The sequence below is a fragment of the Sphingomonas yabuuchiae genome, assembly GCF_014199595.1.
In the GTDB taxonomy this organism is placed as follows: Bacteria; Pseudomonadota; Alphaproteobacteria; order Sphingomonadales; family Sphingomonadaceae; genus Sphingomonas; species Sphingomonas yabuuchiae.
The window spans coordinates 14,275-30,980 of sequence record NZ_JACHNX010000017.1; the positions used below are offsets into that span (position 1 = coordinate 14,275).

Annotated in this window: 18 protein-coding genes; 16 read left to right on the forward strand and 2 right to left on the reverse strand. The window is 66.2% G+C overall.

The features are described 5' to 3' along the window. Positions 1-42: 42 nt before the first annotated feature. Positions 43-765, forward strand: coding sequence for a phosphatidylserine decarboxylase (locus GGQ89_RS15860; protein ID WP_056439669.1), 723 nt, complete (start codon positions 43-45; stop codon positions 763-765). Positions 766-778: 13 nt separating this feature from the next. Next, positions 779-1,600, forward strand: a complete 822-nt coding sequence (gene pssA, locus GGQ89_RS15865) for a CDP-diacylglycerol--serine O-phosphatidyltransferase (protein WP_184106383.1) — start codon at positions 779-781, stop codon at positions 1,598-1,600. Here pssA and GGQ89_RS15870 read toward each other — a convergent pair. Then, the gene (locus GGQ89_RS15870) at positions 1,539-1,775 is read right to left on the reverse strand and encodes a hypothetical protein (RefSeq protein WP_184106384.1); all 237 of its coding nucleotides are present in this window, start codon (positions 1,773-1,775) and stop codon (positions 1,539-1,541) included. The genes pssA and GGQ89_RS15870 overlap by 62 nt on opposite strands. A 372-nt stretch (positions 1,776-2,147) precedes the next feature. On the opposite strand from GGQ89_RS15870, the gene rpsB reads away from it, so the two are divergent. The 14 genes from rpsB (at position 2,148) to GGQ89_RS15940 (ending at position 15,848) form a co-directional block, all read left to right on the forward strand. Further along, positions 2,148-2,957: a 30S ribosomal protein S2 gene (rpsB, locus tag GGQ89_RS15875; RefSeq protein ID WP_042487688.1), complete on the forward strand. Its 810-nt coding sequence runs from the start codon at positions 2,148-2,150 to the stop codon at positions 2,955-2,957. A 160-nt stretch (positions 2,958-3,117) separates the two neighbouring features. Further along, entirely contained in the window at positions 3,118-4,053 is a 936-nt protein-coding gene (gene tsf, locus GGQ89_RS15880; RefSeq protein ID WP_184106385.1) for a translation elongation factor Ts, read from the forward strand. Positions 4,054-4,440: 387 nt separating this feature from the next. Then, positions 4,441-5,166 carry a UMP kinase gene (gene pyrH, locus GGQ89_RS15885; RefSeq protein WP_056439658.1) on the forward strand — a complete coding sequence of 242 codons (726 nt, stop codon included), beginning with the start codon at positions 4,441-4,443 and terminating at the stop codon, positions 5,164-5,166. Positions 5,167-5,169: 3 nt separating this feature from the next. Next, the gene (gene frr, locus GGQ89_RS15890; RefSeq protein ID WP_042487694.1) at positions 5,170-5,727 is read left to right on the forward strand and encodes a ribosome recycling factor; all 558 of its coding nucleotides are present in this window, start codon (positions 5,170-5,172) and stop codon (positions 5,725-5,727) included. 41 nt (positions 5,728-5,768) lie between these two features. Continuing rightward, positions 5,769-6,485, forward strand: coding sequence for an isoprenyl transferase (locus GGQ89_RS15895; RefSeq protein WP_184106415.1), 717 nt, complete (start codon positions 5,769-5,771; stop codon positions 6,483-6,485). 65 nt (positions 6,486-6,550) lie between these two features. Next, positions 6,551-7,318, forward strand: a complete 768-nt coding sequence (locus GGQ89_RS15900) for a phosphatidate cytidylyltransferase (RefSeq protein WP_184106416.1) — start codon at positions 6,551-6,553, stop codon at positions 7,316-7,318. Then, positions 7,318-8,475: a 1-deoxy-D-xylulose-5-phosphate reductoisomerase gene (locus GGQ89_RS15905; RefSeq protein WP_184106386.1), complete on the forward strand. Its 1,158-nt coding sequence runs from the start codon at positions 7,318-7,320 to the stop codon at positions 8,473-8,475. The genes GGQ89_RS15900 and GGQ89_RS15905 overlap by 1 nt, the downstream gene beginning before the upstream one ends. Further along, positions 8,472-9,608, forward strand: a complete 1,137-nt coding sequence (gene rseP / locus GGQ89_RS15910) for an RIP metalloprotease RseP (RefSeq protein WP_184106387.1) — start codon at positions 8,472-8,474, stop codon at positions 9,606-9,608. Before GGQ89_RS15905 ends, rseP begins: the two co-directional genes overlap by 4 nt. Positions 9,609-9,678: 70 nt before the next feature. Next, on the forward strand, positions 9,679-12,423 hold the full coding sequence (bamA, locus tag GGQ89_RS15915) for an outer membrane protein assembly factor BamA (RefSeq protein WP_380773583.1): 2,745 nt from the start codon (positions 9,679-9,681) through the stop codon (positions 12,421-12,423). Next, positions 12,423-13,094, forward strand: coding sequence for an OmpH family outer membrane protein (locus GGQ89_RS15920; protein ID WP_056439645.1), 672 nt, complete (start codon positions 12,423-12,425; stop codon positions 13,092-13,094). Before bamA ends, GGQ89_RS15920 begins: the two co-directional genes overlap by 1 nt. A gap of 52 nt (positions 13,095-13,146) precedes the next feature. After that, entirely contained in the window at positions 13,147-13,590 is a 444-nt protein-coding gene (gene fabZ / locus GGQ89_RS15925) for a 3-hydroxyacyl-ACP dehydratase FabZ (RefSeq protein WP_042487765.1), read from the forward strand. Between the two features lie 100 nt (positions 13,591-13,690). After that, a complete protein-coding gene (gene rpmE, locus GGQ89_RS15930; RefSeq protein ID WP_042487709.1) occupies positions 13,691-13,921 on the forward strand; it encodes a 50S ribosomal protein L31 in 231 nt (76 codons plus the stop codon). A 136-nt stretch (positions 13,922-14,057) separates the two neighbouring features. Beyond that, on the forward strand, positions 14,058-14,375 hold the full coding sequence (locus GGQ89_RS15935) for a PilZ domain-containing protein (protein ID WP_056439642.1): 318 nt from the start codon (positions 14,058-14,060) through the stop codon (positions 14,373-14,375). A gap of 24 nt (positions 14,376-14,399) precedes the next feature. After that, positions 14,400-15,848: an L-serine ammonia-lyase gene (locus GGQ89_RS15940; RefSeq protein ID WP_244955799.1), complete on the forward strand. Its 1,449-nt coding sequence runs from the start codon at positions 14,400-14,402 to the stop codon at positions 15,846-15,848. Here the strand turns inward: GGQ89_RS15940 and GGQ89_RS15945 are convergent, their stop codons facing one another. After that, positions 15,849-16,646, reverse strand: a complete 798-nt coding sequence (locus tag GGQ89_RS15945; protein WP_240456315.1) for a ThuA domain-containing protein — start codon at positions 16,644-16,646, stop codon at positions 15,849-15,851. Positions 16,647-16,706: the final 60 nt, after the last annotated feature.

Consider the following 16,706-nt stretch of genomic DNA (forward strand, 5'->3'; position numbering starts at 1 on the left):
GAAAAGATTGTGCGATGGCCGGTGGACAGGTACACAGGCCCGATGCCTTCGCTTGAAAAGCCCCCCGTCGCGACCACCACCGTCAAGTGGCGCTTCCCCGCCGTCCATCCCGAAGGGCGCAAATATGTGCTGATCGGGGCGGGCCTGACCATCGTCGCCACGTTGATCACCAAGGTGCTGTTCTGGCCGTTCGTCGGCCTGTGCATCTGGATCGCGGCGTTCTTCCGGGACCCCGTCCGCACCACGCCGCAGGGCGACGACCTGATCGTGGCGCCCGCCGATGGCCTGGTCACCATGATCCAGCGTGTTCCGATCCCGCGCGAGCTGGTCGGCGAACTGGGCGAGGCGCCGCTGGTCCGCGTGTCGATCTTCATGTCGGTGTTCGACGTGCATATCAACCGTACGCCGGTCGCAGGCGTCATCCGCCAGGTCGTCTATATCTCGGGCAAATTCCTTAACGCCGATCTCGACAAGGCGTCGGACGAGAATGAGCGCCAGCATTTCGTGGTCGAGGGCCGCGATGGCCGGAAATATGGTTTCACCCAGATCGCCGGTCTGGTCGCGCGTCGTATCGTCGGCTTCGTGAAGCCCGGGGATATGGTCGCCGCCGGTCAGCGTGTCGGCCTGATCCGCTTCGGCAGCCGCGTCGACGTGTACTTGCCCGATGACGTCACGCCGCAAGTTTGCCTGGGCCAGCGTTCGGTCGCGGGTGAGACGGTGATCGGCCGTGTCGGCGGCAAGCCGATGACCGGCATCGCGCAGTAAGCCGCACGCTCCGATGGCCATTTCCCCCCGTTTCGCCCGCCGCCGCGCCGATGGCGAGCCGCCCCGCGGTCTGCCGCTGCGGGCGATCATTCCCAATGCGGTGACCGCGCTCGCGCTGGTGTCCGGTCTGACGGGGGTGAAGTTCGCCATTGCGGGATCATGGGAGGCGGCCGTCACCATGATCATGGTCGCGGCTGTGCTGGACGGGTTGGACGGCCGGATCGCGCGGTTGCTGCGCGGAGAAAGCCGGTTCGGTGCGGAACTCGATTCGCTATCCGACGCCATTTCCTTCGGTGTCGCGCCTGCCCTGATCCTCTATCTCTGGTCGCTCGAAAACCTCCCGCGCATCGGCTGGATTTGCGCGGTGCTCCAGGCGGTGTTCTGCGCATTGCGGTTGGCGCGGTTCAACTCGCAGCTCGATGTCACGGATCAGCCGCGCAAGACGGCGGGCTTCTTCACCGGCGTTCCGGCCCCCGCCGGAGCCGGGTTGGCCATGCTGCCGCTCTATCTGTGGTTCTGGACGGGCGAGCCGATCTTTTCGTCGCCCTATCTGGTCGCGCCGTGGGTTGCGCTTGTGGCCTTGCTGATGGTGTCGAGCCTGCCGACCCTGTCCTGGACCTCGTTCCGCCTGCGCCGCCATGTGCGGTTCGAAGCGTTGGCGATCATCGTATTGGTCGGGGTCGCGCTGATCTCGGCACCCTGGCATGCGCTGACCGCGCTGTGCCTGGCCTATCTGCTGAGCATCCCCGCCACCATGATCGCCTATGCGCGGCTCAAGCGGCCGCGCGGCGGCGTACCAGCGAAGGGGCAGGGGAGCCCGCCGCCCAGCGCCTGACGGCGATCCGACGCTCGGCCACTACCAGGGTGGCCAGTGGCGTGAAGGCCGGTTCGATATGACCCGTGGCGAGATGCAGGATGCGACGCCATTGCGGCGCCACCATCATCGCTATGGTGGTCAGGGCGGCGACCAGTGCGCCCGTGAAAACCAGAACACTCACCACGATCATCATGATGCCAGCCTCCTGCCGTCCGTCCGATACGGTCCGGCACATTAACCAGACCGTAACCATTGATTTTTTCGTCGAGTTCCGTCGCCGAAACGCCGACATCAGGTTGAGTCGTGCCAAATTCGCGACGTTGCGAAAACGTTATGCGATGGCTGGTGTCTCAACCCTGTTGTGATCGCTTTATGTTCCGCCGATGTTCTCTTGTCAATCGACATTGGAACAAAAGTGAACGCGCTCGCGCGCTTGCCATGCGGTTTTGCATCGGCTAAGGGCCCGCGCCTCAACACCGCATGGGAAGCATCATATTTCGGTGCGCATGGGCTTCGCCCGCCGCGTCATCCGCTTCCCAGAGGATTAACCGGAAGGAATTACATTATGGCGGCACCCGTCGTCACCATGCAGCAGCTGGTCGAGACCGGCGCGCACTTCGGCCACCAGACCCACCGCTGGAACCCGAAGATGAAGCCCTACATCTTTGGCGACCGCAACGGCGTCCACATCCTCGACCTGTCGCAGACCGTGCCGCTCTTCGCGCGCGCTCTGGAGTTCATCAGCTCGACCGTCGCGGGCGGTGGCAAGGTCCTGTTCGTCGGCACCAAGCGCCAGGCGCAGGAGCCGGTCGCCGAGGCCGCTCGCCGCGCGGGCCAGCACTTCGTCAACCACCGCTGGCTGGGCGGCATGCTCACCAACTGGAAGACGATCTCGAACTCGATCAAGCGCCTCAAGACGCTCGAAGAGCAGCTGTCGGGCGACACGCACGGCCTGACCAAGAAGGAAGTGCTGAACCTGACCCGCGAGCGCGACAAGCTCGAGCTGTCGCTGGGCGGCATCCGCGACATGGGCGGCATTCCGGACGTGATGTTCGTGATCGACGCCAACAAGGAAGAGCTGGCGATCAAGGAAGCCAACACGCTGGGTATCCCCGTCGTGGCGATCCTCGACTCGAACGTCTCGCCCGACGGCATCGCGTTCCCGGTTCCGGCGAACGACGACGCCAGCCGCGCGATCCGTCTGTACTGCGAAGCCGTCGCCATTGCTGCCACCCGTGGCAACAATGAGCAGCAGCGCCGCAGCGGCGCGGACTTCGGCGCGATGGCCGAGCCGCCCGTCGAGGAAGCGCTGACCGTCGCCCCGACCGAAGCCGCCGAGCAGGCGGTCGAGGCCGAGCGCCAGATCGACGCGTAATCGCGTGACAATGCCCCGCGGTGCGGGCGGGGCGATCATCGACCGGGCGGGCATGGCCTCCGGTCGATGACATCGGCTTGACATGCAAGCCGTGCTAAGGGCCGCCTCCGATGGGGCGGCCCTACCCGCATCCCCCTTTTCAGACAGAGGAAATCAGACAATGGCCGATATCACCGCAGCGATGGTCAAGGACCTGCGCGAAAAGAGCGGCGCGGGCATGATGGACTGCAAGAAGGCGCTCAACGAAGCCGCTGGCGACATGGACGCCGCGCTGGATTGGCTGCGCACGAAGGGCCTGGCGGCCGCGCAGAAGAAGTCGAGCCGTACCGCAGCCGAAGGTCTGGTCGGCGTCGCCACCAGCGGCACCGTGGGCGCTGCCGTCGAAGTGAACTCGGAAACCGACTTCGTCGCCAAGAACGACCAGTTCCAGGCGTTCGTGAAGGACGTGACCGCGATCGCGCTGAAGACCAGCGACGACATCGAAGCGCTGAAGAACGAAGCGATGCCGCAGGGCGGTACCGTCGCCGAAGTGCTGACCAACAATGTCGCCACCATCGGTGAGAACCAGTCGCTGCGGCGCGCCAAGCGCCTCGAAGTGTCGAAGGGCGCGGTCGTGTCCTACGTCCACAATCAGCAGGCCCCGGGCCTGGGCAAGATCGGCGTGCTGGTCGCGCTGGAGTCGGAAGCCGCCGACGACGTGCTGCAGTCGCTGGGCCGTCAGCTGGCGATGCACATCGCCGCTGCCTTCCCCAAGGCGCTGAACGAGGAAGACCTGGACGAGGCCGAGATCGAGCGTGAGCGCGCGATCGCGACCGAAAAGGCCGCCGAATCGGGCAAGCCCGCCGACATCATCGCCAAGATGGTCGAAGGCGGCATCGCCAAGTACCGCAAGGAGCACGCGCTGGTCAGCCAGCTGTTCGTGATCGACGGCAAGACCAAGATCAGCGACGTCGTGGCGAAGGCCGGCAAGGACGCCGGTGCCGAGATCAAGCTGGTGGACTATGTCCGCTTCCAGCTGGGCGAAGGCATCGAGAAGGAAGCGTCGGACTTCGCGGCCGAAGTGGCCGCCGCGTCGGGCGTTCCGCAGAAGGCGTAATGCCTCGCGCCGTTCCGTGATGGGACGGTAAGGGTAGAAGGGAGCGGCCGCCGCAAGGTAGCCGCTCCCTTTGCGTTTGGGGTCTCTCCAAATCCTCCCTGAGCTATGCTCGGGGAGGGGGGCCATCGCGCCAGCGATGGTGGAGGGGCGTGACGGACCGGCCATGCCCCTCCACCACGCCCTGCGGGCGCGGTCCCCCTCCCCAAGCACAGCTTGGGGAGGAATGGGTTTACCGTTCGCCCAACCTGAACGCGGGGCGGGGCAATGGATTGGGGCGGCTCGCCCATTGTCCCACGAAAATCCCCGCAACCCGCCGCTCCATGGTTGCCCGCTGGCCGGTCGCCGCCTAAGGTCCGCGCCACTTTCATCACCAAGATCCGAGAAACGATGACCACCCCGCGCTTCAAACGTATCCTTCTGAAATTGTCGGGTGAGGTCCTGATGGGCGAGGGTGGCCTGGCCATCTCGCCAGAGATCACCGCGCGCGTCGCGCAGGAGATCGCCGATGTCCGCGCGCAGGGCTATGAGCTGTGCATCGTCGTGGGCGGCGGCAATATCTTCCGCGGCCTGTCGGCGGCGGCCAAGGGGATCGAGCGGGCGACCGCCGATTATATGGGCATGCTGGCGACCGTGATGAACGCGCTGGCGGTGCAGAACGCGCTGGAGCAGATCGGCGTCGACACCCGCGTGCAGTCGGCCATCCCGATGTCGAGCGTGTGCGAACCCTTTATCCGCCGCCGTGCCGAGCGGCATCTGGAAAAGGGCCGCGTCGTGATCTTCGCCGCCGGAGTCGGCTCGCCCTTCTTCACCACCGACAGCGGTGCCGCGCTGCGCGCCGCCGAGATGAAGTGCGATGCGCTGTTCAAGGGCACCAGCGTCGACGGCGTCTATGATGCCGATCCGAAGAAGGTGCCGACCGCGACCCGCTACGAAACCGTCACCTTCTCCAAGGTGCTGTCCGACGACCTGAAGGTCATGGACGCCTCGGCCATCGCGCTGTGCCGCGACAACAATATCCCGATCGTCGTCTTCAACATCCGCGAACATGGCAATTTCGGTGCCGTGCTGTCGGGCCAGGGTGTGTCGACGATCGTCCAGAACGCAGGAGCTTAAATCATGGCAGCCTATGACAAGTCCGACCTCGAGCGCCGTATGCAGGGCGCGGTTGAATCGCTGAAGCACGACCTGAATGGTCTGCGCACCGGCCGCGCCTCGACGGCGCTGCTCGATCCGGTGACGGTCGAGGTATATGGCAGCCACATGCCGCTGAACCAGGTCGCCACCGTCTCCGCGCCCGAGCCGCGGATGCTGTCGGTGCAGGTGTGGGACAAGTCGAACGTGTCGTCGGTCGAAAAGGCGATCCGCTCGGCGGGTCTGGGCCTGAACCCGATCAATGACGGCCAGACGTTGCGCCTGCCGATCCCCGACCTGACCGAGGAGCGCCGCAAGGAGCTCGCCAAGCTGGCCGGCAAGTATGCCGAGGGCGCGCGCATCGCGGTGCGCAACGTGCGTCGCGACGGCATGGACAGCCTGAAGGTCGACGAGAAGAAGGGCGTCTTCGGCGAGGACGAGCGCAAGCGGCACGAGACCGAGGTGCAGAAGCTGACCGACGCCACCATCGCCGAGCTGGATGCAGCCGCGGCGGCCAAGGAAAAGGAAATCCTGGGCAAGTGAGTCCTCCGGCCGCCTCGGCCCAGACGGCTCTGGGGTCGCTGGTGGCCGTGCCCGATACGGGTGCGGTCCCGCGTCACGTCGCGATCATCATGGACGGCAATGGCCGCTGGGCCAAACGCCGTCTGCTCCCCCGCTTCGCCGGTCACAAGGCCGGGGTCGATGCCGTGCGCCGGATCGCGCGTGCGGCGCGGGCGATGGGGATCGAGGCGCTGACGCTTTATGCCTTCTCGTCGGAGAATTGGCGGCGGCCCGAGACCGAGATCAGCGACCTGATGGGCCTGTTGCGCATCTTCCTGCGCAAGGACCTGGCCGAGCTGGTGTCGGACAATGTCCGGTTGCGGGTGATCGGCGACTATCGTCGTTTCCCCGCCGACCTCGTGGCGCTGATCGACGATGCGATCGAGCGTACGGCGGGCAACAGCGGTCCGGTCCTCGCCATCGCGCTGAATTACGGGGCGCAAGCGGAACTGGTCGAGGCGACCCGGCGGCTGGCCCGCAAGGTCGCGGCCGGAGAGATGACGGCGGAGGCGATCACCCCGGAGGCGATCGAGGGCGAGTTGCAGACCAACGGCCTGCCGCCGCTCGACCTGGTGATCCGCACCTCGGGCGAGCAGCGCCTGTCCAACTTCCTGCTGTGGCAGGCGGCCTATGCCGAGCTGCTGTTCGTCGACACGCTCTGGCCCGATTTCGACGAGACGGCGCTGGCCGATGCGGTGGCCGAGTTCGGCCGACGACACCGGCGTTTCGGCGGCCTGTGACCGATGCTAAATCCCCCAAGGCCGGAGCGCCCGAAGCGGCCCCGGCCAACCCGCCCGCGTCCGGCATGTCGAACCTGACCAAGCGGGTGCTGGCCAGCATCGTGATGATCGCAGTGGCCAGCGTTTCGCTCCTGCTAGGCGGTCTGGCCTTCTGGCTGCTGGCCGTCGTCGTTGCGCTGTTCATGATGGCCGAATGGTCGGACCTGTTGAAGGTCGATGCCAAGCAGAAGCGGCTGGCCCAGTTCGCGCTGTCGGTGCCGCTGGCCATCATGGCGCCCGGGCTGGCGGCCGGGCCGGGCTTTTTCGCGCTGGGGCTGATCGCGGCGACCTTCTTCTTCCTGACCATCGTGTCGCGCCGCCCGGAGTTCGGGGCAGGGGCCCTTTATGTCGGGTTGCCCGTCTTCTCGCTGCTGGCGATCCGGCTGCATGACGACGGGCTGGTGCTGTCGCTCTGGTCGATGGCGATCGTCTGGGCCTGTGACAGCGGGGCGTTCTTCGTCGGGCGGCAGTTCGGCGGGCCGAAGCTGGCCCCCAGCATCAGCCCGGCCAAGACCTGGTCTGGCCTGATCGGCGGTGTGGCGGCGGCGACGTTGCTGGCGGTGCTGATGCGCTGGGCGCATGGCCTGCCGGTGCATCTGGTCATCGCGACGCCGGTGCTGGCGGTGCTGGCGCAGATGGGTGACCTGTTCGAGAGCGCGCTGAAGCGGCGCGCAGGCGTCAAGGACAGCGGTAACGTGCTGCCCGGTCATGGCGGCGTGATGGACCGGCTGGACGGCATCGTGCCGGTCGCGCCGATCGCCGCGCTGCTGATCCTCCTGCCGGACCTGTTCTGATGCGTAGCGTAACCATTTTGGGGGCGACCGGATCGGTCGGCACCTCGACGCTGGACCTGATCGAGCGTGAGCCCGATCGTTACCGCGTCCGTGCGCTGACCGCCAATTGTGACGTCGCCAAGCTGGCGGCGGCGGCGAAGCGGACCCACGCCGAACTGGCGGTCGTGGCGGACGAAAGCTGCCTGCCCGATCTCCGGGCGGCGCTGGCCGGAACCGAAACCCGCGTAGCGGGCGGTCGCGCGGCGGTGATCGAGGCGGCGGCCCTGCACGCCGACTGGACGATGGGTGCCATCGTCGGTTGCGCCGGGCTGGAACCCGCCATGGCCGCCATCGCCAATGGCGGCACGGTGGTGCTCGCCAACAAGGAGCCGCTGGTGTCGGCGGGCGAGGTGGTGCTGGCGGCGGCGGCCAAGGCGGGGGCGACGCTGCTCCCGGCCGACAGCGAGCATAACGCCATCTATCAATGTTTCGACTTCGAACGGCCCGAGCGGGTGCGCCGGATCGTCCTGACCGCCAGTGGCGGCCCGTTCCGCCAGTCTACGACCGAAGAGATGCGCCGCGTTACCCCCGAACAGGCGGTGGCGCATCCCAACTGGTCGATGGGTGCCAAGATCTCGGTCGACTCGGCGACGATGATGAACAAGGGGCTGGAACTGATCGAGGCGGCGCGCCTGTTCCCGGTCCCCTCCGACCGGATCGAGATCGTGCTGCATCCGCAGTCGGTGATCCACTCGGCGGTCGATTATGTCGACGGCTCGATGCTGGCGCAGCTGGGGCCGTCGGATATGCGTGTCCCAATCGCGCATTGCCTGGCCTGGCCCGACCGGATGCCGACGCCGATGGCCCCGCTCGACCTGGTCGCGCTGGGGCGGATGGACTTCGCCGCGCCCGATCCGGTGCGCTTCCCCGCGCTGCGCTTGGCACGGGCCGCGCTGGAGGCGGGCGGGGCGGCTCCGGCCATCCTCAATGCCGCGAACGAGATTGCGGTGGCGGCTTTTCTTGCGCGGCGCATCGGCTTCCTCGAAATTGCCGCAATCGTCGAGGATGTTCTCCATCGCTACGACCCCGCCCCACCGGAGTCGCTCGATGCGGTGATCGCGATCGATGCGGAGACCAGGGCAATAACGGCCGAGCGCGTTGAGGATTGCGTCGTTTGATCGAAACCCCCGGCCTGTTGTTGACCATCCTGGCCTTTGTCCTTGCCCTCGGCCCGCTCGTGTTCGTGCACGAGATGGGGCATTATCTCGCAGGACGGTTGTTCGGCGTGAAGGCCGAGACCTTCTCCGTCGGTTTCTGGCGCGAGATCGCCGGTTTCACCGACAAGCGCGATACGCGGTGGAAGATCGGCTGGCTGCCGCTGGGCGGTTACGTGAAGTTCGCGGGCGACATGAACCCGGCCAGCCAGCCCGATGCCGCCTGGCTGTCGCTGCCGCCCGAGGAGCGCGCCCGCACCTTCCAGGCCAAGCCGGTGTGGCAGCGCGCGATCATCGTCGCGGCGGGCCCGGCGATCAATTTCGCCGCCGCCATCCTGATCCTGGCGGGCTTTGCCTATGCCTATGGCGAGGCGGTGGTGCCGCCCGTCGTGGGACAGATCATGCCCGGCAGCGCGGCGGCAGCGACCTCGCTTCGCCCCGGTGACCGGGTGACGGCGATCGACGACCGTGCCGTCACCGACTTCGCCGATATCGCGCGCTATGTGCAGATTCGCGCCGGGGACCGGGTGACGATCGCGGCGACGCGCGGCGGCACGCCCTTCACCACCAGCGCGACGATCGGCACCGAGGAACAGCGCGACCGCTTCGGCAACAGCTATCGCATCGGCCGTCTGGGCCTGCGCGGTGCCGGTACGGTCGATATCCGGCCGGTCAGCCTGCTGCGCGCACCCGTGGTGGCGGTCCAGCGTACCGGCGAGATCGTCCGCATGATGGTCGAGACGCTGGGCCAGGTGATTTCGGGCCGCCGCTCGGTTAAGGAACTGGGCGGACCGGTGTCCATTGCGAAAGTGTCGGGCGAGCAGATGTCGCTGGGCCTCGACGCGTTCGTTTTCTTCGTGGCGCTGGTGTCCATCAATCTGGGGTTCATCAACCTCTTGCCAGTGCCGATGCTGGATGGCGGTCATCTTCTCTTCTATGCGATCGAAGCGGTACGGCGACGCCCCCTGGAGCCGGTGGCTCAGGAATGGGCATTCCGTGGCGGCATGATCGCGATCCTGGCCCTGATGCTCTTCGTAACGTTCAACGATCTGGGCAATTTGGGGCTGTGGAAAAATATCCGCAGCTTGATCGGCTGACGCCGATGGGGCAGGGCGCGACGACGACAGGGGTCGGTTCGACTTTTCTGGGGTGGGTTTGGTGACAGCAATGACGGGTATGAAGACTGTGCGCGCGGGCGCCATGCTGCTGGCGGGCACGATGCTGTCGGGTGTTCCCGTCATGGCGCAGACCGCGCCTGCCGCGCCGAGCGCGGGGGCCGGTGCTGCCCCGACGCAGGCCGTGGCGCCTGCGCCGGTGCGCACGATCAAGACGCTGCGGGTCGAAGGCGCCCAGCGTATCGAGCCCGAAACGGTGTTGTCCTACACCAAGCTGCGGGTCGGCATTCCCTATACCCCGGAAACGCTCGACCAGGCGCTGAAGGACCTTCAGGCGTCCGAGCTGTTCGCCGACTTCTCGATCTCCGGCGTGGAGACGGGCGACATCGTGCTGCGCGTGCGCGAGAACCCGATCATCAACCGGGTCATCCTGGAGGGCAACAAGCGCCTGAAGGAAGACAAGATCAAGAAGGAGATCAAGCTGTCTCCCCGCCAGATCTTCACCCGCACTGCGGTTCGCCAGGACGTGGCGCGCATCGTCGAGCTGTACCGCCGCCAGGGCCGGTTCGGCGCGGTGGTCGAGCCGAAGATGGTCAATCTCGACCAGAACCGCGTCGACGTGGTGTTCGAGATCAGCGAAGGGCCGAAGTCCAAGGTCCGCCAGATCAATATCATCGGCAACGAGAAGTTCTCCGACGACGAACTGCGCGGTGCGATGTACACCAAGCAGTCGCGCTGGTTCCGTTTCCTGTCCTCGGCCACCAGCTATGACCAGGATCGCCTGGCCGCCGACCAGCAGAAGCTGCGCCTGTTCTACCTGACCAACGGCTATGCCGATTTCCGGGTGACGAGCGCGGTCGCCGAGCTGACGCCGGACAAGAAGGACTTCATCATCACCTATGTGGTGGAGGAAGGTCCTCGCTATAAGTTCGGCGACGTCAAGGTCGACAGCCAGATACGCGACTTCGACAATGAGAAGCTTGCCCAGTCGCTGCCCATGAAGAAGGGCGACTGGTACAATGCCAAGCTGATCGAGGACTCGATCGACAGCCTCAGCCAGACGGCGGGCCTGTTCGGCTATGCCTTCACCGATGTGAACCCCGACTTCCAGCGTGACAAGGACACGCTGACGATGGCGATCACCTTCAACATCGCCGAGGCCAAGCGGACCTATGTCGAGCGGATCGACATCAACGGCAACACGCAGACGCAGGACAAGGTCGTCCGCCGCGAAATCCGCGTGGCCGAGGGTGACGCCTTCAACAGCTTCCAGGTCCGCCGCAGCCAGGATCGCATCAACTCGCTCGGCTATTTCCAGGAAAAGCTGGAGATCAAGCAGAACCCCGGCTCGACGCCCGACCGCATCGTGCTGGAAACCAATGTCGAGGAACAGTCGACCGGCTCGCTCCAGCTGTCGGCCGGTTACTCGTCGCTGGAACGCTTCATCATCCAGGCGAACATCACCCAGCGCAACTTCCGCGGCAAGGGCCAGGAACTCCGCGCAGGCGTGAACTATTCGGCCTATTCCAAGTCGATCGAACTGGGCTTCACCGAGCCTTATGTGTTCGACAAGAATATCGCGCTGGGCGTCGACGTGTTCCGCCGCGACTTCAACTCGTTCAACTATCTGGGAACCACCCGCCAGACGACCTACAGTCAGGTGTCGACCGGCTTCCAGGTGCGCGCGGGCGTGCCGCTGACCGAATATTGGTCGCTGTCGGGTCGCTATGGCCTGACCTATGACCAAGTTGGCCTGGACGCGTCGTTCTTCAATGCGGACGGCACCTGTAACTTCCAGCAGGCGGGTCGCTATCTCTGCGACTCGATCGGCAATCGCTGGACCTCGTCGGTCGGCTACTCGCTGATCTATGACAGCCTGAACAGCCGCCTGCGTCCGACCGCCGGGCATCGCTTCTCGTTCAGCCAGGACTTCGCCGGTCTGGGCGGCGACGTGAAGTATATCCGCACCCGCGCGGAAGGCGCCAAGTTCAAGGGGCTGGGCAAGGGCTTCGTCTTCTCGATCCTGGGCGAGGGCGGTTACATCCACTCGCTCGAGGGCAGCCGTGGTCCGGGCATCGATCCGGTCCGTATCGTCGACCGCTTCTATCTGGGCGAGCCGCAGTTCCGCGGCTTCGACATTCGCGGCGTCGGTCCGCGCGTGCTGCGCGTGCCCTATGTCATCGGCAACGACGGCAGCCAGTCGCTGAGCAAGGACCGCCAGCAGTTCGTCGACGACGCACTGGGTGGCCGAGCTTACTATCTGGCGCGTGCGGAGCTGGAAATCCCGTTGGGTTCAGGTGCGCGTGAGATGGGCCTGCGCCCCAGCGTCTATGTCCAGGCCGGCAGCCTGTGGGGCGTCACCCGCCCGCTGGCCTCGCTCAACTTCCCGCAGGCGAAGGACGCCAACGGCAATCTGCTGTTCAACAAGGACGGCTCGCCGACGCTGGCGCCGGTCGCCCAGACCGACGCACAGGGGCGCCCGCTGTTTCAGGTGCCCACCAATGACAGCACGACGGCAGACAAGACGGCGGGCCTCACCACCACCTGCCAGACCGGCTACTCCGCGACGCTGGGTGGCGCCTGCTCCGGCGGGACGGCCAACATCGCGCTCCAGAACACCAACTATGCCCAGGAACAATTCTATCTCGGCACCTGGAAGCCGCGCGTGTCGATCGGCATCGGTGTGAACTGGAATTCACCATTCGGACCGCTGCGCATCGACCTTGCCAAGGCATTGGTGACGCAGCCGGGCGACGACCCCAAGCTCATTACTTTCAACGTAGGGACGCAGTTCTGATGAAGACGATTTCCAAGCTCCTCCTCGCGGCGGCCCTTGTCGCGCCGGCCGCGACCGTCGCCACCACCGCCAGCGCGCAGGTGAACGGCGTCGCCGTGGCCGACCCGCAGGGTGCGATCGCCGGTTCGCGTGCCTGGGCCGCCGCCCGCCAGCAGATCGAGACGACCTACAAGGCGCAGCTCGACCAGGCCGAAACCCGCCGCACCGCGCTCGGCCGTGAGCTCGAGCCGCTGGTCCAGGCGTTCCAGACCGCCCGCGCCGCGCCGAACGCCAACGAAGCCGCGCTGCGCACCCAGGCCCAGTCGATCCAGGCCAAGCAGCAGGCCGCCGAGCAGGAACTCGGCCGTCTGACCCAGCCCGCCGTCCGTGCGCAGACCTATGCGGTCGAGCAGATCCAGGCGCGTCTGGGCGAAGCGGTGCAGAACGCCGTGCGCGCCAAGAATGTCAGCCTGCTGGTCAGCCCGCAGGCCGTGCTGTTCATGCAGCCGACCGCCGACATCACGTCGGCCGTGACCGCCGAGCTGGACAAGCTGGTCCCGACCGTCAGCATCACGCCGCCCGCCAACTGGCAGCCCGGCCAGCAGGGTCAGCAGCAGGGCGCTGCCCCCGCCGCTGCCGCTCCGGCCGCCGCCGCCCCGGCGCCTGCCCGTCGCCAGAACAGCGGCCGGTAATATCCCGGTGAGCGACGTCGTGAACGAAGAGGCGAAGACCGTCATCGGCCCGATGGACGTGACGCGGGTCATGGCGGCGATCCCGCATCGTTACCCGATGCTGCTGGTCGATCGTGTCGAGGAGCTGGTCCTCGACACGTCGATCCGCGCGGTGAAGGCGGTGACGATCAACGAGGCCTTTTTCCAGGGTCACTATCCCGGCCGTCCGATCATGCCGGGCGTGTTGATCGTCGAGGCGCTGGCGCAGGCCGCCGGTGTCCTGGGCGTGGAAAGCCTGGGCCTCGCGAATTCGGGCAAGCTGGTCTATTTCATGTCGATCGACGGCGTGAAGTTCCGCAAGCCCGTCGAGCCCGGTGTGCTCCTGCACCTGGAGGTCGAGTTCGTGTCGAAGCGGACCCGCGTCTGCAAGTTCGCAGGGGTCGCCAAGATCGACGGCGTCGTCGTGGCGGAAGCCAATTTCACCGCGATGATCGCCGATCCGCCCGCGGAAGCGTAAGCGACCGTCACGGGCTTTTGACTAACGGGGCGCGGTCCGCTATGGGCCGCGCCTTGAGCTTGAAGGCTGGTCGGAACCAGCCATTTTCCGGAGCAATATCATGAAGACCGATACGCATCCCGACTATCACATGATCAAGGTGCAGATGACCGACGGCACCGTGTTCGAAACCCGCTCCACTTGGGGCAAGGAAGGCGACACGATGCAGCTGGACATCGATCCGCTGGCGCACCCGGCCTGGACCGGCGGTCGCGGCACCATGCTGGACACTGGCGGTCAGGTCGCGCGTTTCAACAAGCGTTTCGGCGGCGGTCTCACGCTCCGCAAGTAATCGCTTCCGGCCTCATCGCCGGACGATCGAAGGACCCGGTGCTTCCCACGAAGCGCCGGGTTTTTCGCGTCCGCCGGAGAAGGGGAGGGCGGAATAGGTTTGCAGTATGTTAACCAGCGATGTTTAGGGTGAAGCCATGTTCGCCGCCGAATTCGAACCTGCCGAATTTGCCAATCGCCGCCGCTCCCCGCGTACGGCGACCGCGCTGGACACCGATCTGGGACGTGGCGGGCTTGACAGGGCGTTGTGCCGGGTCACCGACATTTCCACCACGGGCGCGCGTCTCCAGACCTATACCGAATTGCGTCGCGGCCTGAAGATCTGGTTGCGCCTGCCCCATGTCGGCGAGGTCGAGGCCAAGATCGTGTGGGCGTCCGACTTTTCCGCCGGTTGCCATTTCCAGACGCCATTGACGCCTGAGGCGTTCGGCATATTGGCCCCGATGACCGCCTGATCCGTTCCATCGGCTGGTCAGTGCATGGCGAGTGCGCTAGACGAGGCAAAAGCCGTAACAATTGGAACGATCTTGACGCTCTCCGCCATTCCCGTGGGTACGCCGCGCAGCGAGGACAGTATCGCTGCGGTCAGCGTGACCGAGCTGTTCACGATCGGCATCGGCCCCTCCAGCTCGCACACGGTCGGCCCGATGCGCGCGGCCAAGGCGTTCGCGGTTGAGATGCTCGACACCGGCCTGATCCCCGATCGGGTGCAGGCCGAGCTGTTCGGATCGCTTTCGCTGACCGGGCGCGGGCACCATAGCGACCGGGCGGTGCTGCTGGGCCTGGCGGGCGAGACGCCCGAACGGGTCGATCCCGATGCCATCGATGGCTTGCTCGTGAGAATTCACGAGACGCGGCAGCTGATGCTCGACGGACGCCACCCATTGCCCTTCGATCCCGAGCAGGATCTGCTGTTCCGACCCGGCTTCCTGCCCGCGCATCCCAATGGCATGGTCTTCACCGCCTTCCTGCCCGATGGCAGCTCCGTCGTCCGCCGCTTCTATTCGATCGGTGGCGGCGCGATCCGGATGGAGGGGGCTGAGCCGATGCGGACCAACCGGCGGCTGGCGCATCCCTTTGCATCGGGTGCTGAATTGCTCGAGCGCACCGACGAAACCGGCCTGTCCATCGCTCAGATCGTTCGCGCCAACGAAGCGGCATGGCGCGAGGACGCCGATACCGACACGTTCCTGGACCGGGTGCGCGACGCCATGTGCGCCTCGATCGAGCGGGGCTGTGCCGCCTCCGGTATCCTGCCGGGCGGGTTGAAGGTCAAGCGGCGCGCGCAGGCGATCCGGCAGAAGCTGCTAGACCGGGGACCGCGCACCGATCCCAGCCTGGTGTTCGAATGGGTCAGCCTCTGGGCGCTGGCGGTGAACGAAGAAAATGCGGCGGGCGGTCGGGTCGTGACCGCGCCGACCAATGGCGCGGCGGGCGTCATTCCGGCGGTGCTGCGTTATTACGAGACCTTCGTCCACGGCGCGACGCGCGACGGGGTGCGCACGCTGTTGCTGACGGCGGCGGCGGTGGGGATGCTCTACAAGAAGCGGGCGTCCATCTCGGCCGCCGAGATGGGGTGCCAGGGCGAAGTCGGCGTCGCCTGCTCGATGGCGGCGGCGGGGCTGGCGGCGGCCTTGGGCGGCTCGCCGGCGCAGGTCGAGAATGCCGCCGAGATCGGCATGGAGCATAATCTGGGGCTGACCTGCGACCCGATCGGCGGGCTGGTCCAGATCCCGTGCATCGAGCGCAACACCATGGGCGCGATCAAGGCGATCAACGCCGCTTATCTGGCGCTGCATGGCGACGGCAAGCACATCGTCAGCCTGGACCAGGTGATCGAGACGATGCGCCAGACCGGCGAGGACATGAAGTCGCAATATAAGGAAACCAGCCTCGGCGGTCTGGCGGTCAACGTCGTCGAGTGCTGATTACTGGCCTGCCGCCCAGCGTACCGCGTTGGTCAGGATGCGGCGGTAATCGGGATCGTCGTAAAGCTGCGGCTCATGCCCCAGTGCGGAATAGAAGACCCGGCCCTTGCTGCGTGGGTTGATCCACATGACGGGATGCGCGGCACCCATGCGCAGCGTATCGCCGGGGCGGTAGCTGCTCTCGTCCACCTGCGCCAGGATGGTCATGCCGCGCGTCGCGGGGTTGCTGTCGAAACTGTACCATTCGTCGCGCGGGATCCACGGCGTCCGTACGCCCGCCATGATCGGATGGCGGGGCTGCACGATGTCGACGCGGGCGGGCTGGATATGGTCGTCGCCGTTCGGATGGCCGGTGAAGGTCGTGCCGATGATCGTATCGACATACCAGGGCGCCTTGTGACTGTTGTCACCCGCCGCGTGGAGCGCGACCACGCCCCCGCCGCGTGCGACGAAACGGGCAAAGGCCGCCTGCTGCTCGGGCGTCAGGAAGTCGCCGCTGGCGCTGTTCAGGACCACCACGGAGAAACGGGACAGCTGATCGTCGTTGAAGACGGCGGCATTTTCGGTGGTGAAGCTGGGGCGGTGCAGTTGCTTGGCGATGGCGGCCAGGACTGCGTTGGAATGCGGGATATGCTCGAAATGCCGCCAGCCATTGGTCTTGGAGACGATCAGCACGCCTTGGCTAAGCCCGGCGGGCAGGGTGGGGGCGACCGTGTCGACCACCCTGGGCGGCAGATGCGGGTCGGACGGCGCCTGCGCCACGGCGACCAGCGCCATCATCATCAGCGTTTTCAGCATCATCCGTCTCCCTTTTGGGGGAGCGTAACAAATCCTCCCCGGCACGGGGAGGGGGACCAG

Coding starts and splice junctions, on each gene's coding strand:
- GGQ89_RS15920 (WP_056439645.1), top strand. CDS start 12,423: ATGAAGACGATTTCCAAGCTCCTCCTCGCGGCGGCCCTTGTCGCGCCG.
- bamA (WP_380773583.1), top strand. CDS start 9,679: ATGACGGGTATGAAGACTGTGCGCGCGGGCGCCATGCTGCTGGCGGGC.
- pyrH (WP_056439658.1), top strand. CDS start 4,441: ATGACCACCCCGCGCTTCAAACGTATCCTTCTGAAATTGTCGGGTGAG.
- GGQ89_RS15900 (WP_184106416.1), top strand. CDS start 6,551: ATGTCGAACCTGACCAAGCGGGTGCTGGCCAGCATCGTGATGATCGCA.
- GGQ89_RS15870 (WP_184106384.1), bottom strand. CDS start 1,775: ATGATGATCGTGGTGAGTGTTCTGGTTTTCACGGGCGCACTGGTCGCC.
- GGQ89_RS15945 (WP_240456315.1), bottom strand. CDS start 16,646: ATGCTGAAAACGCTGATGATGATGGCGCTGGTCGCCGTGGCGCAGGCG.
- GGQ89_RS15940 (WP_244955799.1), top strand. CDS start 14,400: ATGGCGAGTGCGCTAGACGAGGCAAAAGCCGTAACAATTGGAACGATC.
- fabZ (WP_042487765.1), top strand. CDS start 13,147: ATGGACGTGACGCGGGTCATGGCGGCGATCCCGCATCGTTACCCGATG.
- rpsB (WP_042487688.1), top strand. CDS start 2,148: ATGGCGGCACCCGTCGTCACCATGCAGCAGCTGGTCGAGACCGGCGCG.
- tsf (WP_184106385.1), top strand. CDS start 3,118: ATGGCCGATATCACCGCAGCGATGGTCAAGGACCTGCGCGAAAAGAGC.
- frr (WP_042487694.1), top strand. CDS start 5,170: ATGGCAGCCTATGACAAGTCCGACCTCGAGCGCCGTATGCAGGGCGCG.
- pssA (WP_184106383.1), top strand. CDS start 779: ATGGCCATTTCCCCCCGTTTCGCCCGCCGCCGCGCCGATGGCGAGCCG.
- GGQ89_RS15860 (WP_056439669.1), top strand. CDS start 43: ATGCCTTCGCTTGAAAAGCCCCCCGTCGCGACCACCACCGTCAAGTGG.
- rpmE (WP_042487709.1), top strand. CDS start 13,691: ATGAAGACCGATACGCATCCCGACTATCACATGATCAAGGTGCAGATG.
- GGQ89_RS15905 (WP_184106386.1), top strand. CDS start 7,318: ATGCGTAGCGTAACCATTTTGGGGGCGACCGGATCGGTCGGCACCTCG.
- GGQ89_RS15935 (WP_056439642.1), top strand. CDS start 14,058: ATGTTCGCCGCCGAATTCGAACCTGCCGAATTTGCCAATCGCCGCCGC.